18 protein-coding genes and 1 pseudogene are annotated in these 24,678 nt (G+C 67.2%); 9 read left to right on the top strand and 10 right to left on the bottom strand.

Going from position 1 to position 24,678, the window contains the following annotated elements; genetic code table 11:
* Position 1: 1 nt before the first annotated feature.
* From RCAP_RS06435 to RCAP_RS06425, 3 genes are read right to left on the bottom strand one after another with little or no spacing between them, the layout of a single operon-like run.
* Positions 2–1,336, bottom strand: a complete 1,335-nt coding sequence (locus RCAP_RS06435) for an EH signature domain-containing protein (RefSeq protein ID WP_013067027.1) — start codon at positions 1,334–1,336, stop codon at positions 2–4.
* Positions 1,333–2,337 carry an OmpA/MotB family protein gene (locus tag RCAP_RS06430; RefSeq protein ID WP_013067026.1) on the bottom strand — a complete coding sequence of 335 codons (1,005 nt, stop codon included), beginning with the start codon at positions 2,335–2,337 and terminating at the stop codon, positions 1,333–1,335. The genes RCAP_RS06435 and RCAP_RS06430 overlap by 4 nt, the downstream gene beginning before the upstream one ends.
* Positions 2,337–4,382, bottom strand: a complete 2,046-nt coding sequence (locus RCAP_RS06425) for a hypothetical protein (protein ID WP_013067025.1) — start codon at positions 4,380–4,382, stop codon at positions 2,337–2,339. The genes RCAP_RS06430 and RCAP_RS06425 overlap by 1 nt, the downstream gene beginning before the upstream one ends.
* Here RCAP_RS06425 and RCAP_RS19550 point away from each other — a divergent pair.
* A complete protein-coding gene (locus RCAP_RS19550) occupies positions 4,381–4,602 on the top strand; it encodes a hypothetical protein (protein ID WP_131725994.1) in 222 nt (73 codons plus the stop codon). The genes RCAP_RS06425 and RCAP_RS19550 overlap by 2 nt on opposite strands.
* On the opposite strand, the gene RCAP_RS06420 is transcribed toward RCAP_RS19550, so the two are convergent.
* The 5 genes from RCAP_RS06420 to RCAP_RS06400 all read right to left on the bottom strand — a co-directional run bounded on the left by RCAP_RS06420 (position 4,584) and on the right by RCAP_RS06400 (position 14,942).
* Positions 4,584–7,733 carry a UvrD-helicase domain-containing protein gene (locus RCAP_RS06420; protein WP_013067024.1) on the bottom strand — a complete coding sequence of 1,050 codons (3,150 nt, stop codon included), beginning with the start codon at positions 7,731–7,733 and terminating at the stop codon, positions 4,584–4,586. The two genes, RCAP_RS19550 and RCAP_RS06420, sit on opposite strands and share 19 nt — an antisense overlap.
* Complete coding sequence (locus RCAP_RS06415; RefSeq protein WP_013067023.1) at positions 7,726–10,341, bottom strand: PD-(D/E)XK nuclease family protein; 2,616 nt, start codon at positions 10,339–10,341, stop codon at positions 7,726–7,728. The genes RCAP_RS06420 and RCAP_RS06415 overlap by 8 nt, the downstream gene beginning before the upstream one ends.
* Before the next feature lie 96 nt (positions 10,342–10,437).
* Positions 10,438–11,160, bottom strand: coding sequence for a hypothetical protein (locus tag RCAP_RS06410; RefSeq protein WP_013067022.1), 723 nt, complete (start codon positions 11,158–11,160; stop codon positions 10,438–10,440).
* 60 nt (positions 11,161–11,220) lie between these two features.
* On the bottom strand, positions 11,221–12,528 hold the full coding sequence (locus tag RCAP_RS06405) for an McrC family protein (RefSeq protein WP_013067021.1): 1,308 nt from the start codon (positions 12,526–12,528) through the stop codon (positions 11,221–11,223).
* Positions 12,525–14,942, bottom strand: coding sequence for an AAA family ATPase (locus RCAP_RS06400; RefSeq protein WP_023911230.1), 2,418 nt, complete (start codon positions 14,940–14,942; stop codon positions 12,525–12,527). The genes RCAP_RS06405 and RCAP_RS06400 overlap by 4 nt, the downstream gene beginning before the upstream one ends.
* 173 nt (positions 14,943–15,115) lie before the next feature.
* Here RCAP_RS06400 and RCAP_RS06395 point away from each other — a divergent pair, with 173 nt between their 5' ends.
* The 4 genes from RCAP_RS06395 to RCAP_RS06385 all read left to right on the top strand — a co-directional run bounded on the left by RCAP_RS06395 (position 15,116) and on the right by RCAP_RS06385 (position 19,254).
* Positions 15,116–16,123 carry a helix-turn-helix transcriptional regulator gene (locus tag RCAP_RS06395; RefSeq protein ID WP_238530227.1) on the top strand — a complete coding sequence of 336 codons (1,008 nt, stop codon included), beginning with the start codon at positions 15,116–15,118 and terminating at the stop codon, positions 16,121–16,123.
* A 253-nt stretch (positions 16,124–16,376) separates the two neighbouring features.
* Positions 16,377–16,844 carry a hypothetical protein gene (locus RCAP_RS06390; protein WP_013067018.1) on the top strand — a complete coding sequence of 156 codons (468 nt, stop codon included), beginning with the start codon at positions 16,377–16,379 and terminating at the stop codon, positions 16,842–16,844.
* Entirely contained in the window at positions 16,844–17,137 is a 294-nt protein-coding gene (locus tag RCAP_RS19240; RefSeq protein ID WP_013067017.1) for a hypothetical protein, read from the top strand. The genes RCAP_RS06390 and RCAP_RS19240 overlap by 1 nt, the downstream gene beginning before the upstream one ends.
* The gene (locus tag RCAP_RS06385; RefSeq protein WP_013067016.1) at positions 17,134–19,254 is read left to right on the top strand and encodes a relaxase/mobilization nuclease domain-containing protein; all 2,121 of its coding nucleotides are present in this window, start codon (positions 17,134–17,136) and stop codon (positions 19,252–19,254) included. Before RCAP_RS19240 ends, RCAP_RS06385 begins: the two co-directional genes overlap by 4 nt.
* A 92-nt stretch (positions 19,255–19,346) precedes the next feature.
* On the opposite strand, the gene RCAP_RS06380 is transcribed toward RCAP_RS06385, so the two are convergent.
* Entirely contained in the window at positions 19,347–19,559 is a 213-nt protein-coding gene (locus RCAP_RS06380; RefSeq protein ID WP_013067015.1) for a hypothetical protein, read from the bottom strand.
* Positions 19,560–19,857: 298 nt separating this feature from the next.
* On the opposite strand from RCAP_RS06380, the gene RCAP_RS19790 reads away from it, so the two are divergent.
* Positions 19,858–20,328, top strand: coding sequence for a 3'-5' exonuclease (locus RCAP_RS19790; protein ID WP_013067014.1), 471 nt, complete (start codon positions 19,858–19,860; stop codon positions 20,326–20,328).
* Positions 20,329–20,331: 3 nt separating this feature from the next.
* Here RCAP_RS19790 and RCAP_RS06370 read toward each other — a convergent pair whose 3' ends face one another.
* Positions 20,332–20,976: an NYN domain-containing protein gene (locus RCAP_RS06370; protein WP_013067013.1), complete on the bottom strand. Its 645-nt coding sequence runs from the start codon at positions 20,974–20,976 to the stop codon at positions 20,332–20,334.
* A gap of 112 nt (positions 20,977–21,088) precedes the next feature.
* Between RCAP_RS06370 and cas6 the strand changes: the two genes are divergently transcribed.
* From cas6 to cas1, 3 genes and pseudogenes are all read left to right on the top strand, one after another.
* Positions 21,089–21,997 carry a CRISPR system precrRNA processing endoribonuclease RAMP protein Cas6 gene (cas6, locus tag RCAP_RS20165; protein WP_013067012.1) on the top strand — a complete coding sequence of 303 codons (909 nt, stop codon included), beginning with the start codon at positions 21,089–21,091 and terminating at the stop codon, positions 21,995–21,997.
* A gap of 786 nt (positions 21,998–22,783) precedes the next feature.
* Positions 22,784–23,287: pseudogene (locus RCAP_RS20120) on the top strand (reverse transcriptase domain-containing protein); the annotation flags it as partial.
* Positions 23,288–23,365: 78 nt separating this feature from the next.
* Entirely contained in the window at positions 23,366–24,436 is a 1,071-nt protein-coding gene (cas1, locus tag RCAP_RS20115; protein WP_337999036.1) for a CRISPR-associated endonuclease Cas1, read from the top strand.
* Positions 24,437–24,678: the final 242 nt, after the last annotated feature.

Below are 24,678 nucleotides of genomic sequence, written 5' to 3'. Positions count from 1 at the left end.
GTCAGATATGCCTCAGGACCCAGTCGGACCAGTTCGGGATGGGGTTGTGCGCCCGCGAGACGCGGGATCGCAACCGAATGTCCTCGCAGTCATATTTGCGTTGATAGAGTTTCGGCGCCTGCGGATCCTTCGCATCGAAGATGTGGGTCTTGTAGGAATGGCATCCGTCCACCACGATCTTGTCGCCGATCCGCATGATCAGAAGCGAGGTATTCGTGCGCGATCCGCCCGCGATCTGCTCACCGAACCTGCGGTCGTTCCCCTGTCCCCAGAGTTGAAGGTTGCGCCGGGCGTAATCCCGGGCCGGCTTGGGAAAGGCCACCCACGCCTCCGCAATGCGGCCCTGACGATAGAGAAGTTCCCAGAAATCACGGCGTGGAGGCCACATGTCGCTGTTCTGGGTTGCATTCACGACGCCGATAAAGAAGGTCAGTTCCGCTTTCGTCAGCCAGCGCCGGAACAGGGCAAGGTTGTCCTCGCCAACGGCCAGCCATGTGGCGTTCGGAACCGGTCTCGGATCGCCGTAGATCTCGATCAACCGTTCGCAGATCAACGCGCGCAGATCCTCCGGAACGGCTTTCCCGGCCCAAGGCCGGAGCAGCGCCGCGATCGCCTCGGCGGCGCCGGTGGCGCGCGGCGGCTGACCTGCGGGGCGCAGCCAGGCCAGAAGCCGCTCGATCTCGGCGCGGTCGGTCAGCTTCGGCCCGATCTGTTCCAGATAAGCCAGATGCGCGGCGTCCATCAGCCCCAGCTCATTGAAGTGACGGAGCCCGAGTTTGCGAAGTCCCCGCCATATATCCTCCATCTGCATCATCTTGCGCGCCAACGCTTGCGGCGCCCTGTCCGTATCGAAAAACTCCGGCACCTCGGTCAGAAGCGCGCGCCACTGCGCCCCCAACCGCTCCCGTGCCCGCGCCAAAGCCTGGCCCAGCCGCCGACAGGCCGCCGATTGCGTCGAGAAGGTGGTGATGTAGGTCTGCACCAGCGGATTGAGGAACCCCGAGCGGGTGGAAACCGCCACCTCGTCGAGCAGGAAGGTTCGGATCGGGTCGCAATCCGGGCGGTCCCGCCAAGGGGCGGCAAATACCAGCCGACCGACAGCGTTAACGTGTCTCATCGGCACCTTTTGCCAGTCCCAGGCCCGGATACGGGCCAGCATCTCGGAGATCAAGCGCTCCGGATCCCTCTCGGCGATCTGCGCGTGCGCCCCGAAGCGTTCGATCACCCGCTCGATCGTCCGGTCAAGGATCTCGAACGAGGGCGCGGGCGGCAGGTGCAGGCTGCGCCGCGACGCCAATACCTCCGAGAGCGAAATCCCTCCGTTTTGCCCGGTCATGGTTGTCCCCGGCGGCGCTGCAACTCGGTCGAGATCCGGCCGATATCGGCCACGGTCTGCGGGATCAGATCGCGGCCCGGCGGCACATACATGATGAAGCGCAGGTCGATCCGGCGATTGGCCGCCTTGCCCTCGGGGCTGTCATTGGGGCCGATCGGGCGCATCTCGCCATAACCCGCAACGGCCAGAACCGGTTGACCGAGCAGGTTCTGGAACGCCAGCATCGGCGGGGCGTCGTCCTGCGCCGCATCGGGCGCGATCGCGTTGAAGGCCGAGGTCGCGCGCAGCATCGACAGGGTAAGGTTCGACGCCTGCGAGGCATCGGCATCGGTATGGCCTTCAACCTGCACCGTCTCGATCAGCACCAGATCCGGGTTGCAGCTTGCGGCAATCGCCCCCCGCGGCCCGACCGTGAAACAGGGCAGCTGCCCCTCGAGATGCGCCCCCAGAAGCCGGATGATCCGCAGCGAATTGCCGCTCAGCCCGCCCTGCCCCGAGGCAAAGAGCCCGGAACCCTGAAACCGCAGCGCATCGCCTTGCGCGCTGACATCGAGCCCCTCGATCTTCTCGCGGGCAATATCTTCCTTCACCGCGCTGGCCAGACGCTCGATCATCTCATGGCGCGCCTTGGTAGAGCGGGCGCTATAGGCCTCCAGCGGATCACGCTGCTTCAGCTTTTCCAGCGCTTCAGCCAGTTGACGCTCAAGTTCGGCGATGCGGGCATCTTTTGTCGCGACCGTCTGCTTGAGGTCTTCGATCTGTGCCTGAAGCCGGGCAATCGACAGCAACAACCGCTCGACGTCTTGCCTAGCCGAGTCTCGCTCCTGCACCACGGTTTCATGGACGGGGCGCGGCACAACTTCCTTGTCGTTGTATTGGCTGGCAAAAAAGGCAAGCAGGATCATCACGATGAAGAGAAAGCTGACGGTCATGTCGGTCATCGACACGAAGGCCGATTCCGCCTCTTCCTCCTCGCGACGGCGCCGGGTCGCGAAGCGCATCACCTACGCCCCTGCTGCGGCTGGAACTCCTGCAGCTGATCGACGATCGTCTGCAGGGTGGCCAGCGCCGTATTGAGCCCCTTCGACATGTCGACCACATGCGCGCGGATCGACTGCATCGCGCCCTCGGTCTGATTGGCGTAAAGCTCGAAGGCCCGGCCCAGCTTTTCGTCCAGCGTATCAAGCCGCTCACCCTGCCCCTGCATCCGGCGCACGAGCGATTCCACCCCCTGCAACGCCGCCTCGATCGAACGCTGCTGCGCCCCGAGAGTTTCGCGCGCGGCCTCAAGGGTCTGGCGCGCCGAGGTCGCCGTGGCCTCGGCGCTGCGGCTCACCGTGCCGGCCACCTGCGCCGTGCTGTCCGACAGCGTGCGGATCGCGCCCTCGATGCGCTCGGTGGTGGCGCGAACCGGACCGGCGGCGGCTACCAGATCGGCCGAGGCGCCGCGGAAGGTGCCCGCAGCCTCGGCCCCGGCTTGTGCGCCCGCGCGCAAACTCTCGGCGGTCTGGCGGGCATTGGCTGCGCTTTCTTCCAGTGCCCCCACCAACGCATCAAGCTGCTCGGCGGCATTCGAGATCGGCGAGAGGAGTTCCGCCCCCGCCTTGACGAACATCTCGTCTGTCAGTGTGGTGATCTTGCCACTGGCCGAGGCAAAGGCCTCCAGCACCGAACGGCTGGCGCCGTCGATGGCCGCGCCCGCTTCGACCCCTGCCGCCTGCATCCGGGCCTGCGCTGCCTCGGCCCCGCTGCGCGCCGCCCCTTCCATCTCCTCCCGCATCGAACTGGCGGCGCTGCGCATGTCCGCCGCCGCCTCCGACATCGCCCGCGCCCCTTCGCCGGTGTTCTGGCGAATACCCTCCAGCGTCGCGTTCATCACCGAAAGCAGTTGCTCGGCGCCCTGGGTAAAGGCCCCGCTGGTGGATTGCGCCGTGGCGCTCATCGCACCGCGCAAGTCGTCGACAGCCTGCGCCACCCGCTGCACCGCCTGATCCATCTCGGTGCCCATCCGGCCCGAGGATTGATCCATCCGTTCCGCCAGTTGCGCGATCCGATCACCCGCCTGCGCGATCCGGTCGCTGGCCACGGTGAGCGCGCGCTCCACCCCGTTTGACACCTGCTGCGAAAGATCATGCGCCATCGTGCTGACGCTTGAAGTGCCTTGCGCGCTGACCTTGTCCAAAATCGGCTGCATCGCTTCGCTGATCGAGGTGGAAATCGCCAACGGCAGCTCCTCGCGCAGGGGGCGGCCCAATTCGGCGACCAGTTCCCAGCCCAGCTTGCGGTTTGCCTCCTCGGCCTTGCTTTGCGCACGCAACTGTTCCAGCGCGATCTGTTCGAGGCTGGCAAAGCTGAGCCGCTCTTCCAAAAGCCGCACCAGCCGGTGCAACGCGGCCTCGACACCGCCCATGCTGATCCGCAGCTGAATGGTCAGCACGATCGAGCAAACCAGACCGGTCAGCGACATGATGAACTTCGCCGAGGCGATCTTGAGCAGGTTTTGCATCGTGGCAGAGGTGATCTGGCCATCCGACATCTGATGCAGGGCGGCGATCAGGCCCAAAAAGGTCAGCGCAAGGCCAACCGAGACGAACATGCCCGGCAGGATGCGCAGGAACCCCGGGCCATAGCCCAGATCCTCGATGTTGAAGAACACCCCCGGGCGCGCGGTGTTGCGCACGACCGGCGGTTCTGCGCGGTCGTCGATGATCAACGTCTCGCTGAACTCGTCCCAGGCTTCGCGCAAGGTCGCGCCGGAGTTGCCCGCAGCCACCCGGCCAAGTTCTGGCGCGACGCGTTCAAGCCCGCCTTGGGCAATCTCCTCGACCGGAACCTGGTCCAAAACCTCCGCGAACCGACGCAAGAGCACCGCCTGGCCTCTCATCCGGCCAATTCCAAAGGCAAGGAACCCCAGCATCGCCGCCAAGAGCAAGACCACCACCACCCCGGGCGTGCCCTCGGATCTCAGCAAACCGGCCAGAAACAAGACAGCCGTTTCGACAGGCTGGCCCAGATGGTCAAGAACAAGATCGGCAATCGAAGACATGATATCGGGTCAGCTTTCTATTCATGCAGCGGAAAATGCACTCATGCTGGCGTCCGGACCAGGGGACCCGGCCGCCGACGAGGATTGGTCGAAGCGCCGCTCGAATCTGCGGATTTTCCTTTTTTATCAGGCACAAGATGCGCAGTCACGCAGGATCGGCAAGACGGCAGCCTGCGGCGGCGTTTCGTACCCGCACAACGATCAGGCCGGGACCTCCTGAAGATCGAGCACCGAGACCTCACCCTCGTTCATCCAGTTCACCGCAAGCCCCCGCACCGGCTTGGCAAAGGCGCGTTCGGCCAGACCGGCATAAGCCTGCAGCTGCGAGGCATAGCCGGCAAAGCGCGCCTCGGGGTAGGGACAGGCGCCGGATTTGTGATCGACGATCAACAGCCCCTGCGGCCCCTCGGCCAGAAGATCGACGATGGCGTTGATCTCCGAGCCATCGGCAGCGATTTCCTGCAAGGGCAGTTCGAAATGCAGCCGGTCAAACCCCTCGGCCAGAAGCCAGTGCCGCAGAGCCGCCGCCTGCGCCGCGATCTGGGCCACGGTGTCGGGGGCAAGACCGGTGGCGGGGCCGACCTCGGCCAGACGTTCGGGGCGCTCGGCGGCGACGCGAAAGGCAAGGTGCCAGGCCGAACCGCGCTCGGTCGCCAGATCGAAGCCGTCGCGCTGACGCCGCACCGCTGCGCCAAGGGCGATGAGGCGCAGGTTGGGCCGGGCGGCATCTGCGGGCGCAATGAGACCCGAGGGGGTGGTGCGCCAAAGCCGCAGTGGCGTGCCGGGATGCGGGCGGGCAAGCCCAAAGCGCGGCACCGGCTGCGGATCGGGGGCAGCCTCGGCGCCAGCGTCAGGATCGGCGGCCATCACCACCCGCGCCGGGAAGCTTTCGCCGCAGATCGTCAGGCCCGTGCCGTCGGTGGTGGTAGCAAGCCCGCTGCGGGCGCGCAGCAGATCGACCATCCGCTCCGGGCGCGGCTTTTCCTTCGAGGGTGCAGTCGGCAGGGCGAGGATCAGCCGGTCGCGCGCCCGGGTCAGCGCCACATAGAGTTCACGCGCAGCGTCGCGTTCGTCGTCAGCCACCAGCGCCTCGGCAAAGGCCGCCTGCTTTTCGGGCGCTGCAAAATCGGGCAGCCAGCCGAGCCCGGCATGATCTAGCACCGCATCCAGATCGTCGAAACCGTCGAATTCGGCGCGCAGGGTATTGGGACGGGCGATGAACTTGTAATCGAGCCCGGCCACCACGGTGATCGGCCATTCCCGCCCCTTCGCGGCATGCCAGGTGCAGATCTCGATCCCCGGCGCGGACCAGCCGGCGGCATCGGGATGGCGGTCGACATCGCGCCCGGTCTGTGCCGCAAGCCAGCCCAGAAACACCTGCGCCGAGGCGCCATGAAACCCCGCCGCCGCCTTCAGATCGGCGGCGAGCGCGTCGAAGGCCTGCGCCTCGGCCTCGAACCGGGCCAGATCGGCCAGCGCCTGCGCGGGCGCCTCGAGCGTTGCGGCCCAGTCGCGCAGACCCGCCGCCGGGATGATTTTCGACAGCAGCGCCGCGACGGTCAGATGCGGGGCGTCCTCGGCCAGCGACAAGAGCGGCGCCAGCCCGGCATGGGTCGCAAGCGCGCCATCGATCGCAAGCGTCAACGCGGCTTGCAGCGGCAAGCGCGCCGGACCAAGGGTGAGATAGCGCAGCGCGGCATGGCTGTCCTCGGGGTCAGCCACCAGCGCCAACGCCGCCCGCACCACCCGGATGATCGGCGCGGCACGCCAGCCATCGGCTTGAATTCGCACCGCAAATCCTTCGGCACGCAGGGCCTTGGCGACGCTGGCCGCCTTGGCGGCGGTGTAGCACAGCACTGCCACATCCGAGGGCTGCGCCGCGCGCAACTGGCCTGTGGCACGGTCGCTCACCTGCGCCCCCTCGTGCAGCAGCGCCGCGACATGGGCCGCGATGCACGGCGCGCTGACATCCTTTTTCGCCTTCGGCAGCACCAGCGCCTCGAGCGCGGGAACGCCGGTTTCGGCGCGATGGGGCGCAAGTGCGTCGTAGCCTTCGGGAAACAGCACCGGGCCAAGCGCGTTGACGAAACGCATGATCCGCGGATCGGAGCGGTAATTGTGATCAAGCGGATCGACCGCCTCGGGGCAGGCCGCGTGCAGGGCGCCCGAAAGCCGCGGATCGGCGCCCTGAAACCGCATGATCGCCTGTTTCGTATCACCCACGATCAGCGCGCGGGCCGCCCCCCGCGCGAGCCGCCACAGCAGCGAGAATTGCACCGGGTTGGTGTCCTGAAACTCGTCGATCACCACGCAGTCGATCTCGCCCAGCGTCGCGGCAAGGATCTCGGGGCGGGCCGCGAGCAGCGCCTCGGTCTCGGTGATCATGTCGGCGAAATCGATCAGCCCGCCCGCGCGTTTGGCCGCGTCATAGCCCGCCATAAGAGCCTGCGCGCCGTGGATCAGCGCGGCCAGATGCGCGCGGGCATCGGTGAGCGGGCCGGGATGGATCAGCAGCGCCTCGGCCGCCTCCATCACCCCCTGCGCGAGCGCGTCATAGCCCTCGGGCGTGGGGGCACCGCGTTTCGATTGGCGCAGCGTGCGCAACTTCTGCCACAGGCCCCAGTCGCTGTTGAGCGCATCGGTTTCGGCGGCGCGGCGCAACCGGGCATGGTCGTCGCGGAAGGCCTTGATCGCCGCATCGCTCGTGGCCTGATCGGCGATCCCTTCGGGAAACCGCGCCAGCAATGCCTGCGCGGCGCGGCGCAACGCGTCAGTCAGGGGGGCACCTTCAGCTGCGCGCGGGCCGTATCCGGCGTCAAGCGCCGCAAGCGCGCCCGCCAGCACATCGGGGCTCGCGCCCCGCGCGCCAAGCCCGCGCAACAGATCGATCGTGCGCAGCACATCGGCGCGGAACTGATCCTCGGCGCTGGCCCCGGTCTGCCGGTTCCACGCGTAGCCAAACCGCGCAAGATCGCCCATCACCTCTTGCAGCGGACCACAGCCGCCCATCTGCAGCCGGATCAGCAGATCGCGTTCGGCTTCGGTCAGCAGCCGGCTGACCGGTGCGCGCCCGGCGCCGAAGGCATGTTCCGTCAAGAGCCGCTGGCCAAGGCCGTGGATCGTGCCGATGTAGGCGCGTTCCAACTCAAGCGCCTCGGCGACCTGATCTTGCGCGATCAGTTGGGCGCGGATGCGCGCCTTGAGTTCCGCCGCCGCCGCCTCGGTGAAGGTCACCGCCAGAATGCGCCCCGGCGCGACCAGACCCGCGCTGACCCAGCCCGCCACGGTGCGCTGGATGCGGGTGGTCTTGCCGGCCCCGGCGCCAGCAGGAACAAGCGTCAGATCAGTCATCGATCCCCTCCTCGGCCGCGTCCTCCGGCTCGGGCAGCATGAGCGCGGCAATCAGCTCATCGCCCGCCAGAGCATAGGCGGTGATGCCGCGCTCCTTTTCAAACCGCACCGCATCGCTCGCAGTATTGAGCCGCAGCCGCCCAGCGCCGACCTCGGCCGTCACCTCGACCAGATGCGCCAGCGCTTCGCGTGCGGGGTCGGTTGCGGGGCATTCGGCACGCGCCAGCCCCGCCCCGGCCCCGTCGGTCAGCACCGCACCATCAAGCGTTGTGTGATAGGCGGTGACGATCGGCGAACCGGACGCCACCGCGTCGGTCAGGGCCGAAGTCTGACTCGGACGTTCGAGCATCGCACGATAGAGCGCGACCTGCAGATCCCAGCCCAGCTGCATCCGACGGCGCCGCTTGCCGGACGTGCCGCGCTTGTGATCGATCACCAGATGCCGCCCGTCGGGCAGGCGCAACAGACCGTCGGCGCGACCGGCCATGAGGAGCCCGCCGTGATCGCCCGCCAGCGAAATCTCGTTCGCCAGCGTCATCGCGCCGGTCTCGGTCAGAAACCGCGCCCAGCCCTGCACCACCCGCAGCGCCTCGCGCGCAAGGCTCGCGCGTTCGGCAGCCCAGGCCGGTTCGGCAAGCCAGGAAGCCTTGCGCGCGATCACCTCGGCCAGGGCCGCCTCGGTCAGGCGCGGCATGTCCTCGGGCGCGGGGGGCGGCGTCTCGGGCGGAAAAACGCGTTCGAGCACGCCATGCACCACGGTCCCCAGCACCAGAACATCCAGCGTTTCCGGCGACCAGATGCGATCGCGCGCGTCGATCTCGGCCAGAAGCCAGGCCAGCGGCGAGACGATCAGGGTCTCGAGCTGGCTCGGCGATTGCGGCGGCGGATCCGCCCCGGCCGCGCCTTTCAAGGCCAGAAGATCGCGGCCCAGCGTGACATCGCCACTCTCAGGCAGATCGGGGCGCCCGGCGTGCGCGTCGGGGGTGCGCGGGGTCAGCGCGAAGGGCTGCGCGGAGGGGGACAATTGGCGCGGATCGACCACCAGATGCGCCGGATCGGTTTGGCCCAGAAGCCGGGCGATCAGCGCAAGCGCCGTGCTGGGCGGCAGCCGTGCCCCCGCCATATCGCGCGCCGGGGCCAGAAGCACCGCCGCCTCGGTCGCAGCGCAAAGCTGGCGGCGAAAGAGTTCCAGCCGACGCGCGGTCTCTCGGGCGCGGCCGGGAAGATGCAGCCCGGTGGCGGTGCCGATCAACGCAATCTCGGTCTCGGTGAAGAACGGGTTCGCAGGTTGCGGCCGAGGCCAGCTGCGCCCCTGCATCCCGAGGACGATCAGCCGCCGCACCGAGCGCCAGGGCAGGTCGTTCTCGGTGAACACGCTGACCCCCTCGACGGTGCGCGGCGCGGCGATCCCGGGCAACGGCAGAGGCGCGACAAGGGCCAGAAGTGCTGGCCAATCGGGGCGCTCGCCGCCTTGGCTGCGCAAAAGCGCGATCTGCAGGCGCAGGCTGCCGGGCGGGGTGATGAGCGTGTCGATCTCGCCCAGCCGCGCGAAGAGCGCGGGCAGGCTGGCCACCGGGCGCAGCGCATTGAGCAGCGCGGCACCGGCGCCGTCAAGCTCGCGCCAGAGCCGCGAATACCCCCGCGCGATCAGATCACGCGCAATGGCGCGGCCGGTGGCGGCGGGCCAGGGCATCAGCGGCGAAATGACGACGCTGGCCAGCGCCGTGCGCGGCGCGGGGCCGCGCAACACGGGCAGCAGCGCCGCGATCAGATCGGCCGCCGGGTCGCGCAGGATCGCCCCCACCGGAGCCCCCGACAGCGGCAGGCCGACCCGCTCGAACGCCTCGGCCAGCGCGCAGGCATAGGCGGGATCCTCGGGCACGAGCAGCCCCACCTCCGCGGCGTGGTCGATGGTGCCGCGGTCAAGCCAGCCTTGCACGGTGGCAGCGGCGAAATCGGCCTCTTCCATCGGATCGCGCAAGCCGAAGATCTGCAGGCTGGTGTCGGGAGCAATGGGCGCGGCAAGGCCGGTCAGGTTGGCCTGCACATGGCCCAGCGCGCCAGTAGCACAGGCCGATTGCGACGGTTGACGGGCGAGCCACGCCGCAGACACTGCCTCGGGGGCCAACCCGTGCTGGCGCACCAGCGCCTGCGCCAACGCCGTTTCGGCAGCGGTGGCATGGGGGCAGTCGATCGGCGCCAGAAGCGGCAGCGGTTCGAGCGCCGCCCCGGCCTCGGCCGTGATCACATGGCGCCAGACGTGCAAATCCTCGGGCAGCGCGCCGCCCAGATCGGACCAGAGATCGCAGAGCGCGCCAAGATGCGCCCGCGCCCGCCCCTCGGGCAGGCGGTCGGGCTGCACCTCTGCAGGCGTCAGGGTCTCGGTCGCGCGCGCCAGAGCCTCAAGCGCGCGACGCACCGCAAGCGCGGTTTCCACCGGCGCGACGGCCAGGCTTTGCGCCCAGGGCGCACCCGGCCGCGCCGCAAGGACCGCATCGGGATCGAAGGCAGCACGGGGCACAAGGTAGCTGTCGCGCAAGAGCCCCGTGGTCAGCGGGCGGATGGCGCCGGTCACCGGCGAGGCAGTCTGCAACGGGCTCAGTCTCATGGCGCTCACAAATTATACAGATTTGGCAATAGCATGGCAAAGGCAGCTGATAAAACGTGACACCCCGCCCCAAGGCGATCGGCGCCGGCGCATTGCTCAGCCCTGTGCCATCCGGCAGGTCGGGTTGTCGCGCCAGCGCAGCCAGAGCGTCGGGCGCATCTGTTCGGGCGCAAGGAAGGTGCGGATCGAGTGCATCGGGATGCCGCGCGGCTCGAGGCAGGTCAGCCCCCAGTCGGTGTCGAAGGCCATCCAGTCGGACGAGACCACCCAAACCCCTTCGGCCTGCGCCGGCAGGAATGTGGCCTCGGCCTCGGTCAATTCCCGCCCGGCCATCAGATCGGCAAAGCCCGCGCAGGCTTCGGCATCCAGAACGGGCAACAGCGGCTGATGCAGCGGCAGGTCGGTGCGTTCGACCAGACGTTCGATCGCATGCAGGCAATAGCTCAGGGCGGTGAAGCCGAACATCACCCGCCCGGCCTCGATCCCGACCTCCATGCGCACATAAAGCAGGCTCTCCTCGCGGAATTGCTCGACGCCCGCGTGGCAGGTGACGACGCCATGCGGAGCACGGGTGACCACCACGAGGCGCAGCGGATCTGGGCAAAGCCGCACCCGCACCACGCCGGGCAGACGGCCGATGCGCCCCCCCAGCCGATCAAGCGCCTTGCGGTTGGGGCGAAAGTCGCTGGCCAGCGCGATCAGCCGGGCCATGTCGATCGGGACGGCTCCGGCCTCGGACAGCGCCTGCCGCGCCAGACCGCGCTTGAGCGACACACGCAGCGAGGGGGAACGGGCAAAGGCAAGGTGATTCATCTGCATGGCATATCTCCGGATCAAAAGGGCTTGCCCCACATTGATCTAGAGATGCGCCAAAACCTGTCACCCTTGCAGCACCGCCTCCGGCAGCACCAGCGCGGCCAGCCGCGCGGCCATGCCAGCCCCCTGCCCCACGTCGATCGAGGCGGTCTCAACCACGGTCGGGCGCCCCGAGATCGTGAACCGCGCCTGCACCCCCTCGGGCGTCGCAAGCCCTTGATGATGGGGGTAAAGCAGCGTTACTCGGGGGGCGCGGTAAAGCTGGGCATAGGCCATCATCTGATAGACATCGGCCTGCGAGACGCCCTGTTTCGCATCCTCGATCCGCGCCGAAATTCGCTTCCATTTCGTGTCGATCACCTGCACCACCTGCCCGCTACTCCGGATCAGGATGTCGGGTTTGGTGCGGAAAAGCCCGCGCCCCGCGTCGTCGAGGCAATAAAGACCGCCGCCTTGCAAGGTCACCTTCAAGCCGCTGCTTTGCACGCCCCGACGGATCAGCCGCCCTATGTAATCCTCGAACAGCGCATCCATCTCGAACAGAAGCGCCGTCCCCTCGGCCCGGCCAAGCGAGGTAGTCTGATAGCGGTTTTGCAGAAAGAGCCGCGCCATCGCCAGAAGCTCGGCCCAGGCGCGGTTGGTGCGATCCAGCACGACCTTGTCCCATTCAAGCGCCGCCGGGGCCACATCGGCGATGTCGGCATAGACGAAGGCCAGTTCCCGCAACCGTCCCCGCAGCGCACCCGAGCCGGTCATCCGCGCCAGATGCGTGACTGTCGCCTTGAGGATGCGATTGAGCACGATATCCTCGCTCAGCGCGTCGAAGCGGCAGGCAAGCCGCGCCGGGTTGACGGCATGGGCGGTGAACTGCCGCGTCACGTCGAGTCGCCCGCGCAGGGCGGGCAGGTCGTCTTCAAGGCCGGTGTAGCGGCGCGGCATCCCCCGGCGCAAAGCCTCGGTCAGCTTGTCGGCGAAGATGCGGATCAGGATGTCGAGGAGCGTTTCCTTTTGCCACGAGAGCCCGGTGACGGCGCCCAGATCGAGCCGCAGATCAAGCGCCACGGCCAGCATGTGGATCAGTCGCCTGCGCACCGCCGCATCGCCCGTCTCGCGCGTCTCTCCAGCTTCGCCCGGGGGCAGGTCGATCTTGGGCAAAATCTCGAGGCTGACCCCGGGGGCCGCGATCACCCCCACCACGCCGCGCGCCCGGATGTGATGGCGGAGATGTTCAAGCACCCCGCCCTCGCCCGACCCGGCGAAGGGCGAGGCCTTGGCGACAGTGACCAGCCGCTCGGCCAAGGGCTCGGGGATCTGCCCCGGCCCGGAGCCGAAGGGCAGCCGGTCCCATTCGCGCAGGTGAAACTGGGTCATGCGGCGCAATCGGCAAAGTCGAACGTTTCGAGGATCTGCCAGCTGACCTTCTTGTCGTCGATGTCCTCCTCGCCCAAGCCGAACGGCGGCTCAAGAGGCACCGCGCGCAGGAACCGCTCGGGGCGCCCCGAGCCATCGCCCAGAACGGCCGCGACCTTGCCCCAGTCCTCGTAGAAATATTCCGCCAGAAGCGGGATGATCTTGAAGCGCATCACCTCGGCCACGTCGTCGCGCGTGGTGCAGGCGGTGAAATAGGCGTGGCCGATCTGATGCTCGCGGTCGAAGAAGTATTCTATGCGGGCGTTCAGCGTGGCAAGCAGCTTTTGCAAGTTCACTCCGCCGCAATCGACAGGCAGAACCGAGGCGTCGGGCATGAGTTCGCGGAAAGTGAAACGGCGACGCAGCGCGGTGTCCAGAAGCGCGATCGAGCGGTCGGCGGTGTTCATCGTGCCGATGATGTGCAGGTTCGCGGGCACCCCGAAGTTGCGCCCGGAATAGGGCAGCCGCAGACGGATTTCATTTGCCGCTCCAAGCCGCTTGTCGGCTTCGAGCAGCGTGATCAGTTCGCCAAAAACTTTGGAAATGTTGGCGCGGTTGATCTCGTCGATGATCAGGACATGGGGTTCGGCAATGCCCTTGGTTCCGAAGATCGCGGCTTCGAAGGCATCGTGGTCGAAACTGTCGTTCAGCACGCAAAGCGGGTGCGCAGGATTGAAGGCGCCGGAGTAGAAAGCCGCCCTCTCGACGCCCACGGGATCAGACCAGAGCCAGTCCACGGTCCGGCTGTTGGGGCTGTCTTCCACCTCCGGACGGGCAAGATCGGGGCGATATTCGTAATCCCCGGTGATGCGCCCGAAGGCGAACACCCTGTCCAGCCCATGCGTCAGCGCAACGTAATCGCCGATTTTTGCACCGTAACGAAAATAATGCGTACCTCCGATGCTGGCATGGTTGAGCGTCGCTTCGGGATAGGTTTCACGCCAACGGGCCGCGAGTGCCTCTTTGTCCTCGAACCGGGGATCGGACCAATCCAGCTTGCCGCCGAACAGCCAATAGATCCGCCCCGTCGCGATCGAGACATCGTAACCGGGCCGCCAGCCCTTGCCGATCATGTTCAGCTTGAAGATCGGGCGGCTGCGGTCGATCTCGGGCAGGTCGAAATCATCATCCGGGCGGGTGGAAGCCCGGCGGCTGATCTCCTTGAAGATGCCGTCGCGCGGTGTGAGCCGGAAGCCCGATCCGCCCTCGTCCGTCACCGGCCTGAGCCCTTCCACGAAATCCTCGTAGGACATCGACTGGTGGAAGGTGGTGAACTCGATCCGGCCCTCCTCGCAGAGCCGCTTGTATTCGGCCATCAATGCCTTGCGATCGTCGCGCAGGGGATCGGCCGCCGCGCCAAGGCAGAGCTTCACCGCCTCCCAGGCCGTCGCATAGGTCTTGCCGGTGCCGGGCGGGCCGTAAAGGATCAGGTTGGTGGGGGGAACGGGGGCTTGATCGGGGGCGGTCATGGTGGGCGTGATCCCATCTGCGGCAAGGGCATAGGTGAAGGTTGTGGTGCTGCTCGGGTTCGGCGTGGTGAACCGGGGCGGCGGCAGGGCGCAAAGCGTCTGGAATTTCGCGCCGCCCAGCGCGTCACAAATGGTCGGAAAGGCGTTTTCCAGCCCCATTTCGCGGGCCAGATCGCCGGAGCGGATCGAGACCTCGGCCGCCCCCTGCTCCCGCCCCGGCTCGATGTGATAGTTGCGCGCGCACAGCCGGACACGCTCGGCATCGCGGATCAGGTGGTCGTAACGCTCGGGCGGGGGCACGGGCCGATCCTCGGCATCGACGATGATGAAGCCTGCATTGTGCAGGAAGGACGCCGCGTCGTTCCGTTGCCCCCAACCGCCGCTCAGATCGGTCTTGCCGCGCAGGTAGCCAACGAGGGGTTTCGTCGGATAGACCCGGTTTTCCCGGTCCCGCGTCGAGCGCACCCAATAGTCGCGCGGCTCACCAAAGGCGCCGAAGATCTCATCCTGCGCGCCGGTCTGGCGCCAAGCGTCAAAAGCATCCATCGCGGCCTCGATGGCGGCGCGGGAGACTTCGGATGTCTCCTCTCCGGCAACACCCGTGGGCGCAATACCCAAGGCTTCCGCCAACTCCGGGTCGAGTTCGTAGCGCACCAGCTTTTGCGCCCCGAACCGCAGGTAATTGATCGGTCCACCGGACAAGGCCCTGCAGCGCGCGGCCAGACCGTCGATCAGCATCGCCCGCGCGACGTCAAGCCAATCCTCAAGATGGATGGCGTCCTCGGCGCGGTTGCTGGCCCCCTTGGGCTTGATCTTGAAGATCGACTTCCCCGTGCCGCCGTCACGCACCGGAAAATACAGTGCCCCCTCAGCGTCGTAAAACACAAGGCGACGGGTATCGGTCACTCCTGTCACGCAAAATCCTCCAAAACAAAAAGGGCCTGCCCGGACCACATCGGATCGGGGAAGGGAAATCGGGTGCGACTGCCAAGAAAACGCATAGGTGCTCCAAAGGTCTGGTGATCGACCCCCGAGGGAATCGCCTCGACAGATCGCAAGATCATTCCTAACGTCGCGGGGTGTCAATTGCTGTCGGGGTGGCGATGTCCTTTTCCAAGGCCCAGGATCTGATCCGTCTGGCGCAGATGGCGGCGGCGCGGCGCACGGGGGTCAGCCTCGATGAGATCGTTGAGGAATTTTCGATTTCCCACCGCACGGCGCAACGCATGACGCAGGCGCTCGAGACCACCTTCGCCAATGTCACCGCCGAGGATGGCGAGGATCGCAAGCGGCGCTGGCGGATCGACCCGGGCGCGCTCGACCGGCTGCAGCTGCGCCCCGAAACTGCGATCGAGGCGCTCGACATCGCCGGGCGCGAGGCCGTGGCCGAGGGGCGGCTGCGCCACCGCCAGGCGCTGGCGGGGCTGCGCGATGGCCTTCTGGCGCGGCTGAGCAATCGCGATGCCGCCCGCGCCGAAGCCGATGCCGAGGCGGTGCTGCAGGCGCTGGCCACGGTGACCCGGCCGGGGCCTCGGGTCAGCCTTGCGCCCGAAATCCTCGACGCGGTGACCGAGGCCCTGCGCGGCCCGTTCCGGCTGCGGGTGCGCTACAAATCCGACGATGCGCCCGCGCGGGTGCTGGAACCGCATGGGGTGCTGCTTGGTCATCGCACCTATCTGGTCGCCCGCGACCCGGCCAAGGGCGATCTGATCCGCACCTTCCGGCTGGATCAGATCCTGTCGGCCGAGGTGCTTGACGAGAGTTTCGCGATGGACCCGGCGTTCTCGATGGAACGCTTTGCCGCGCGCTCCTTCGGCGTCTGGCAGGACCCGGCGCAATTCGGCCCGGTGGCCTGGCGCTTTGCCCCCCATGCCGCCGAGCGCGCGGCGGGGTTCCGCTTCCACCCCTCGCAGCGGCTGGAATGGCAGGCGGACGGCGGCCTGATCGTACGCTTCGAGGCGGCCGGATGGCTGGAGATGGCGTGGCACCTCTATCAATGGGGCGATGCGGTCGAGGTGCTGGAGCCCAAGGGCCTGCGCGCGCTGGTCGAGGGCCACAGGCGGGGCGATTTCGGCTCGATGCCCTGAGCGGGAAGAAACGGCGGTTAACCGCCGCGATACCCTGCACCGGGATCAGATCGGAAATTCCGTGCTGTGGACGGATCGAAAGCCGACATCACGGTATTGGAATATCGACACAGAACCACTCGACAGCGCGCTAAAGGCCGGGATTTGTCCGTCTCCCAGACCATCCGAAAATTGTGGATTACGAATCAATAGCAGACGACAGCGCGAAAAACCTGCATATTATTAGGGTCACCCGCAACATTCCGAGGTGACCATGGAAACTGAAAACCCGCAAGCTGCCCGCCACGTCAACCAGATTCCGGTTGGTGATCTGGCAAAGATCATCGAAGCGCTCAAGAACATTAAGCCCGACGGGCGCCAGCCCGTTTCCGCTGCGGCGGCGATCAAGGGCGCGCTGAAAAAGCCGATCAAATCGGCGCTCAAGCGCGGTGTCAGCTATGCACAGCTCGTGGCCCTGTTGCGCGAACTGGGAGTCGAACTGACGACGGAGACGCTCAAAGGATACATGCGCGAGAGCGGCAAACCCGCGTCAGCGGATCAGACCGAGGCAAAGATGGACGCGACGAAGGCCCCGCAAACGTCCGAGCCTGCGGTGATCCCGGCGGTGCCTGCCGAACCGCTAATCGCGGTCAATCCGTCCGGCTCTGGCACGCCCGAAATGATGATGTCTGCGGGCGCGCCTCTGCCGCAACCCTCGGCTCATCAGACCGGAACGGTGTGATGAAGGAGGGCGCAACTAAAGCGCGCTCGGAAAAGCGGAAAGCGACGGAGATCGTCGCTTGCCGACTCTACCCGCATGAGTTCCGGGCCGTCGAGGCAGCGGCCCTGGCTTCGGGGCTACGCTCGTCCGGTTTGCTGGCTCGACGGCTTCTGCTCGATCATCTCGCGCGGCCAGGGATCGATGTTGCGCTGTTACGCGATCTGGCGCTGAAACTCGCTGCAGAAAATCCGAGACCGGCGCAACGCTCGATCCTTGCGCGGATGATCGAGCATCTGGATGAAGCTGGGACATGATCGGCAAAATCATCGCTCTTAGGCAAGAAATCCGGTCCGCTGATCATGGGCTCGCGGCCCGCATCGATTATGTTGCTGCGAAAGCGACTTACATCGACACCCCGTGCATCCCTGGGGGCATCGACGTCGCGGCGGCGCAGATGGCCGCGACCTGCCAGCGGCATCGCCGCAACCCGCGCACGGCCCATGTCCACATTGTGTTGTCATGGCCCGCGCGCGAAGTCCCGAGCGATAATCAGGCGCGGGTGGCGGCCAAACATGCGATGGCACGGCTCGGGGCGGAGGGGCATGAAGCCGTGATCGGCGTGCATCGCGACACCGCGCACATCCACGTCCACACGATATATAGCCGGGTCCATCCGATCACCGGACGATTGGTGGACAGGTGGCAGGATTACACCCGGCTTGAGTTGGCCTGCCGCGAGATTGAACTCCTGCAGGGATGGGCACGCGACAATGGCCGTTTTCGGGTCGAGATCGACGACACCGGCCCCGTCCCGGCAGTGCGGCTCGTGCCTCGGCCAGCCGAAGATTGGGCATTGAAACAGGCACGACGAAAGGTCCAAGCCGACCTGCGGCAAGGTGATATCGATCAGGCGCGCATCAGCGGGCACCTCCCGCTGCACCTGCGGTTACCCATCGAGGCGATGACAGCGCTCCGGCAGGGAGTGGAAAGCGCGAAGACATGGGCCGAGGTGCTGGCGCGCCTTGGACGATTTGGGCTTGGATATCGCAAGACCCCGCGGGGCGCGGTGATCCATCTGCGCGGCGGGTCCGAGGCGGTGGCGGTCAGCCGGTTGATCCCGGGGGAGAGCCATGCGGAGCTTGTGGCGCGGCTCGGGCCGCTGCCTGATCAACACATGACGCCCACGCCGATGCCACCGGGCGAAACACGGCTGACGATCCGGGGCTATGGCCGCGGAAAATCGGCCCGGATCGGGCGTCGCCCCGCAGGCGCCCGCGCGCAGGTCGGTGCCTTGCACATGGCTTTGCTAGACGATCTGCAGTTGAGGGATCAGATCGCCGTCATCAACCTCGCCGCCCCTCGCCGCATGGTCTTCCTGCGCGATGGCGGCTGGGTGACCGATCTGGGCGAGGTCATCCGCATGGGTGGGCCGGGGGCGATCCGGCCCCGCATCGAGATCGCACTGAAGATGATCGCGGCGCGGGGCTGGGCCACGCTCGACATCACCGACGATACCCCGATTTCTCGCGCTTTGATGCGCGCTGCGGCAGATCGCGGCATTACCACGCTGATGCCGCCCGATCCGACCGGGGCACTGCTGCGCGTCCGGCTTCGGCGGGCGGCGGCAATGTCCGGGCCTCCGGTGTTGCCCCCGCCGATCACGGCGGCACTTGCCGCCCGGGCCGAGGAAATGCATCGCAACGACCTGAGCCGCACCGCCCGCCGCAAGGATCGTGCGGAGAAAATGCATGAGGCCGAGGACTGGACGGAAAGGATTGCGGATGATCTTGCCGACCTGCCCTCGGACATCCGCAAAACCCTGCTCCGCGCCGCTAACGCCGCCCTGCGCGAACGGGCCCGGTCCGAAACCGACCTGCGGCGCGGCCTGACCCGAGCCGCCCCGCTTGACCTGTTCCCGCAGCTGCGCCCGGCGCTCCATTCCGCGCGCGAGATTGCGCCCGAACGGATCACGGTCAAGCGGATGACCTTCGATATGGTCCGCGCCCTGCATGAACACTTTGCGCGGCGGGCGAAGGACGATCCGCAAGGTCAGCCGGTGGTGTTCGAGGATCTGCTGCACCCCCGCCCCGATCTTTGGCTGCTCGCGCACCGGGATCGGACGGGCACGATTTGCGGCTACGAATATGCGCTCTGGGCCGATGAGCCGGTGCGCACCGGCATGGTCGCCGGCAGCACGCGGGGCCTCGGCAAGCTGCCGGAGCCGGCCAGAAAGACAGATCACGACCTTGTCCCGACCCTCGCCGTGGCGATCAGGCGACTTTCGGCGGTCCCCCGCACCGGCACGCAATTGCTGTCGCTTGCGGGGCCGCGGGCCTCGCCCGATGCCGAGGAGATTTTGCGGGCGGGGCTGGTGGCGCCCCGGATGCCAGAGGCGCCCTCGGCGCGCGAGGATTTCGGGCGAGAGCCATGAGCCGTCAAGGCGCAGCCTTGGGGGTCCGGCACCTCCGGGTCGGGCGTGGCGCGCGGGGCGGAAGATGCGTTTTCCCTTGGGGGACCGATCCGTCAGCGGGCGGTCCAGCTTCGACCCAGCAGAACAAGGAGAACAATCGCAACGAGAGGCGACAAGATCAGGCTGACGAGCACCCATCCAACCGCGCTGCGCCCGCGCTTGCGCGCCATGCGCGCCGGAAGGAGGATAACGACCCAAAGGACGAACCAAAGAAGGAAGAGGGAAAAGATCAATCCGATCAGGGCAACGCCCGAGCCATCGTCCATGAAACCGCCGTTTGCGCCAAGAGTTTCTCCGCAGGATAGCAGCGCGGGGCGACAGTCGGAATGCGTCCATTTACGTGCATGAAAAGTTGTCAGGCGAGACGGCGCTGCGTACGTCTGCGCGCCAGCGGACAAGGATTGAAGAGATTCTGGTTCGATCGACGCCTCTCTGCTTCAGTGTCTGCGGCTCGAAGGCGCTCGGTTACAGCATGCCACTCCTATCCTCGGCGGGTATTTTGCGCCAAAAGCAGAGCACGTGCTCACATGACATTCCGTAGCCTGCCCTCAAGGTGATATCCTCATGACCCCGATCTTCATCGACATCGAAGCCTCGAGCCTGACGGGTTGGCCTATCGAAATCGGGTTGTCGCGGCTCTCCTCCCTTGGCATCGAGACATGGTCTTGCCTCATTCACCCTCGCCCGGGCTGGAGCGAGGCCGACTGGGATCCGCGTTCGGCAGAGATCCACGGCATCGCGCGGGAACAACTGCACACCGCCCCCGCGGCCGAGATCGTCGCCGAGGCGGTCGAAGCGCGGCTTGGGGCTCATGTCCTTTCCGACTGCCCCGAATTCGACGGCAAATGGCTGACGATGCTGCTGCGCCGCCCGGTGCAGCTTTTGCATTTCGACGATGCGGTCAGCGATACTTTCGGCGCAGAGGCGCTCGGCCGCGCGCAGGATCTGCTCGCCACGCTGCCGCATCCGCACCGGGCCGGGCCGGATGCCGAGGCGATGGCACAGGTCTGGCTTGAACTGACGCAAGGCCGCTGAGCCTCAGCCCTCGGGCGGGGCGTATTCGTCGGGCCGCCGCGCCTTGCCGACCGTGGCCCCCATCACCGCGCGCTCAAGATGCCCGGCATTGAGCTTGATCTTGCCGCCCGAGGCGTGGCGCAGGATATGCACCGAAGGGTCGCGGCCGGGCGGCGCCACCGTCGTCAGCCGCTTCTCGGGAAAGTGCCGCGCGAACATCGCCGCCGTCGCCGCCTGATCGGAATCGGCCGTCAGCAGATAGGCATGGTCGAACACATCTTCGAACGCGTCATGCATCAGATGGATGGCGAGGTTGATATCCCCCGCCTTCTCGGTCGGCTTCTCCCAGCGATCGCCGCAACTGCGACACATCATCCGCTCATGCACGTAATGGCCCAGCGCCACCTCCACCCCCTCGGCCCGCTGCGCCGCGATCACCTGCTCGTGCCGCCAGCGCTTGCCCGCCGAACCGGGATAAAACGCCGTGCAATAGACCACCCGCACCAGCTTTTGCGTCTTTTGCGGCAAGATCACCTGACCGAGCCGCCAATAGCTGAGCCATTTCAGATGCGGCTGCCCCAGCCGGTCGATCGCGTGATAAAGGTTGAACCCGTCGATATAAAGCGCCGCGCGCGCGGCCCTTGTTTCCTGTTGATCTTTTTCGCTCAATCTGCTACCTCGCGAACATCCACGCGAAGCGGTACGCCGCTAGCAGGCCCTCGACCCCGGTCGGGGGTTTTTCTTTTCTCCCCCTTCCTGAGCGCATTTTGCCGCCCTCGCAATGGCCTTTCGCCGCGGCAAACACGCCGGGCTTGATCTTTGCCTCCGCGCGGCGAAAGACTGCGCCATGCAGCCGATTTCGCTCAAGGACTTCCTTCCCGCCCTGTGTGCCCGCGACCTTGTGGTTCAGATCGCGGGGCATGGCGGGCTTGCGGCGGGCACGGCCACACTGGGCCGGGTGCGCGGCGCGATGGGCCATGCGCTGGCGCTTTCCGCCTCGCCCGAGGCGCTGGCGGGAGCGCCCTGCCCCTATGATCCGCCCTGCGCTTACGACCTGTTTCACAACCCGCAAGGCGCGCTGAACCCAGGCTTCGAGCTGCCCAAACCTTTCGTGCTGCGCGCCGATGCGCAAGGCGCGGATCTGACCATCACGCTGCGCCTTTTCGGGGCCGCCTGCGACTGGGCGCCCGAGTTTCGCGCCGCGCTGATTGCCGGGCTGCGCGGCGGCCTTGATCTGGGCCGCGCGGGCCGGGTGCCGATGCAGATCACCGCCGTGTCCCATGCGCAACTGACGGCTTCCCCCCCGCCTGCGGGGGCGCTGGCTTTGCGCACGCAAACCCCGATCATCCAGCGCCTGCGCGCCGATCACGCGGGGCTGGGCCTCGATCCCGCCTCGCTGCTGACAGGATTTGCCAAACGCGCCAAGGGGATCGCGCAGTGGCACGGCTTTGCGCTCGATCTGCCCGAGGCGGAGCTGGCCGAGGCGCTGCGCGCCGCCCCCCCGGCCGTTGCGGGCGAACGGCGGGCGCTGGCGCGGGGCACGAAACCGCGTCCGGGCTTTTCCGGCCGCATCGCCTTTTCCGCGCCCCCGCCCGAGCTGCGCCGCCTGCTCACGCTGGCCGAGGCGCTGCACATCGGCGCCGACACCACCATCGGCGCGGGAAGGGTGCGGCTGACGCCCCTCGGCTGACCCGCTTATGGACGGGAGAGGTGTCTGGGCTATGCGGATCGCGTAAGATGACCGAAAATCTTCCGTCTCAATCCGCTTACTGGCGGGAGAGGTGTCTGGGCACCGCATGGGGGGCGTTGGTGGGCCGTGAATACGCCCGTCTCAATCCGCTTACTGGCGGGAGAGGTGTCTGGGCCACGTGCGCACACCCCGCGGGGTGGAGAAAGGAGGTCTCAATCCGCTTACTGGCGGGAGAGGTGTCTGGGCACGGGGTGTTTGGTTGCAAGTGCTCGATGGAAGAGTCTCAATCCGCTTACTGGCGGGAGAGGTGTCTGGGCTTACCCTCTGCAAACCCAAGACCCGAAAGCGCTTTTTGGTCCGCTTTCCAACCGTGACGTGCCGCATCCCTCGACTCGGGCCCGATTTTCTGGTTTCCTGTGTCTCTCACCTCGCTTTTTCCCTTATCCCGCAGGGGCATGGCATGATTTCCAACGACGAAGGCCGATTTTCGGGCCTGTTTGGCCAGATTTCCGACCCCCATGCCCTCACCTTGGCATTCGAAAAGGTGCGGCGCAACAACGGATGTGCGGGGGGCGACGGGCAAAGCATCGCAGCCTTTGCCGCCAAGGGGGCGGCGGCGATCGCGCGGCTGTCGGGGCTGTTGCGCAACGGAAATTACGCACCCCGGCCGCTGCGCCTGCATGAGATCCCCAAGCCCGACGGCGGCACCCGTCGCCTCGCCATCCCCGCCGTCTCCGACCGGATCGTGCAAACCGCCGTCGCCGCCGCGCTGACCCCCGGCTCGAGCCGCTGTTTTCCCCCGACAGCTACGGCTACCGCCCCGGCCGTTCGGTGGCGATGGCGGTGGACCGGATCTCGGCCCTGCGGCGGATGGGCTACACCTGGGTGGTCGAGGCCGATATCGAAAAGGCCTTTGACCGGATCCCGCATGACCCGGTGCTCGAGGCGCTCGATACCGCGCTCGATCCCGCCCCCGGCACCCGCGCGCTGATCGACCTTGTCGGGCTTTGGCTTGCGCATGGCTCGGGCCAGCTTGGCACGCCGGGGCGCGGTCTGGCGCAGGGCTCGCCGCTTTCGCCGCTGTTGTCGAACCTCTTCTTCGACGGGCTCGACGACCGTTTCGACAGCGGCGCCGCCCGGATCGTGCGCTTTGCCGATGATTTCGTCATCCTCGCCCGCAGCGAGGCCGGGGCCGAGGAAGCCCGCGCGCTCGCCGAGGAGTTCGTCGCCGGTCACGGCCTGCGCATGGTCTCGCGCGAAACGCGGGTGGTGGGGTTCGATCGCGGCTTTCAGTTTCTGGGCCAGCTTTTCGTCCGCTCGCTCGTGCTGCCCGCCCCAGACGAGCCCGACCCCGACGCCAGCGCCGTGATGCGCGAACTGGCCGAGGCCGACGCGGCCACGGCCGAGGCGGTGGCGGCGGGTTACGATCCGGGGGCGCGGGTGCTTTATCTGGTCGAGCCCGAGCGCCGCCTGAGCCTGCGCGCCGAAAGTTTCGCCGTGCTCGATGGCGGTGGCAGCCTGCTTTTGTCGCTGCCGCCCGCGCGGGTGAACCGGATCGAGCTGGGCCCGGGCGCCGTGGTCGATGACCCGGTCTGGCGTCATGCGCTGGCCACCGACACCACGCTTGCCTTTCTCGATGGCCATGGCAAGACGCAGGGCTATCTTGCCCCGCCGCAGCCCGCCGAGGCGCAGCTGCAGCTGGCGCAGGCCGCGCTTGTGCTGCATCCCGAACGGCGTCTGGCGCTGGCGCGGGTTCTGGTCGGGGCGCGGCTGCGCAACCAGCGCGCGCGGCTTGCCGTGCTCAACCGCTCCGCCAAGGCGACCGAGGTGGACCGCGCCATCGCCGCCCTTGGCCGCGCGATCCGGGGCCTTGCCGCACCGATGCCCGATCTGGACACCTTGCGCGGCCATGAGGGGCGGGCCGCCCGGATCTACTGGCCCGCGCTGGCGCGGCTTTGCACCGCGCACAAGGGGCCGTTCCTGTGCGAACGCCCGGCGAAAACGCCCCTCAACGCCGCGATCAATTACCTGACCGCGCTTTTGGCCCGCGACATCCGCGCCGCGCTGATCGGCGCGGGGCTGCACCCCGGCTTTGGCGTGCTGCATCAGGCGCAGGACCGGGGCGACGCCGCCGTCTATGACCTGATGGAGGTGTTCCGCGCCACCCTCTCCGAGGGGCTGGCGGTGAGCCTCTTCAACCGCCGCCGCCTGCGCGAGGAGATGTTCGAGCCGCAGGGCGACAGCCTGCGCCTCCTCACCCCCGGTCGGCGCGCGCTGATCACCGGCTACGAGGAGGCGCTGGAACGGGTGATCCGCTCCAGCCAGACCGGACAGCGCCACGCCCTGCGCCGGATCATGCTCGAAGAGGCCCGCGCGCTCGCCCGCCACTGCCGCAGCCCGGAAACGGTCCCCTACCTGCCGCAGCTGCAGGACTACTGAACTCGCCAAGGATTGCCGTCCCGTGGCGCCGCCCTCGTTGAATAGGGCATGTCTCAATCCGCTTACTGGCGGGAGAGGTGTCTGGGCAAAGGCAAACGATGCTGTACGTTGCTGTCATTCGTCTCAATCCGCTTACTGGCGGGAGAGGTGTCTGGGCGCGGGTGGGCCGCTCAAACACCTGTTCTGGGTGTCTCAATCCGCTTACTGGCGGGAGAGGTGTCTGGGCTTACCCTCTGCAAACC

The sequence above is a fragment of the Rhodobacter capsulatus SB 1003 genome (assembly GCF_000021865.1).
Lineage (GTDB): Bacteria > Pseudomonadota > Alphaproteobacteria > Rhodobacterales > Rhodobacteraceae > Rhodobacter > Rhodobacter capsulatus_B.
Note: the sequence above shows the minus strand (reverse complement) of the source record. Positions and strands in the feature narration are given on the sequence as shown.

Coding starts and splice junctions, on each gene's coding strand:
- RCAP_RS06435 (WP_013067027.1), bottom strand. CDS start 1,336: ATGACCGGGCAAAACGGAGGGATTTCGCTCTCGGAGGTATTGGCGTCG.
- RCAP_RS06430 (WP_013067026.1), bottom strand. CDS start 2,337: ATGCGCTTCGCGACCCGGCGCCGTCGCGAGGAGGAAGAGGCGGAATCG.
- RCAP_RS19550 (WP_131725994.1), top strand. CDS start 4,381: ATGATATCGGGTCAGCTTTCTATTCATGCAGCGGAAAATGCACTCATG.
- RCAP_RS06425 (WP_013067025.1), bottom strand. CDS start 4,382: ATGTCTTCGATTGCCGATCTTGTTCTTGACCATCTGGGCCAGCCTGTC.
- RCAP_RS06420 (WP_013067024.1), bottom strand. CDS start 7,733: ATGACTGATCTGACGCTTGTTCCTGCTGGCGCCGGGGCCGGCAAGACC.
- RCAP_RS06415 (WP_013067023.1), bottom strand. CDS start 10,341: ATGAGACTGAGCCCGTTGCAGACTGCCTCGCCGGTGACCGGCGCCATC.
- RCAP_RS06410 (WP_013067022.1), bottom strand. CDS start 11,160: ATGCAGATGAATCACCTTGCCTTTGCCCGTTCCCCCTCGCTGCGTGTG.
- RCAP_RS06405 (WP_013067021.1), bottom strand. CDS start 12,528: ATGACCCAGTTTCACCTGCGCGAATGGGACCGGCTGCCCTTCGGCTCC.
- RCAP_RS06390 (WP_013067018.1), top strand. CDS start 16,377: ATGGAAACTGAAAACCCGCAAGCTGCCCGCCACGTCAACCAGATTCCG.
- RCAP_RS19240 (WP_013067017.1), top strand. CDS start 16,844: ATGAAGGAGGGCGCAACTAAAGCGCGCTCGGAAAAGCGGAAAGCGACG.
- RCAP_RS06385 (WP_013067016.1), top strand. CDS start 17,134: ATGATCGGCAAAATCATCGCTCTTAGGCAAGAAATCCGGTCCGCTGAT.
- RCAP_RS06380 (WP_013067015.1), bottom strand. CDS start 19,559: ATGGACGATGGCTCGGGCGTTGCCCTGATCGGATTGATCTTTTCCCTC.
- RCAP_RS19790 (WP_013067014.1), top strand. CDS start 19,858: ATGACCCCGATCTTCATCGACATCGAAGCCTCGAGCCTGACGGGTTGG.
- cas6 (WP_013067012.1), top strand. CDS start 21,089: ATGGCCTTTCGCCGCGGCAAACACGCCGGGCTTGATCTTTGCCTCCGC.
- cas1 (WP_337999036.1), top strand. CDS start 23,366: ATGCGCGAACTGGCCGAGGCCGACGCGGCCACGGCCGAGGCGGTGGCG.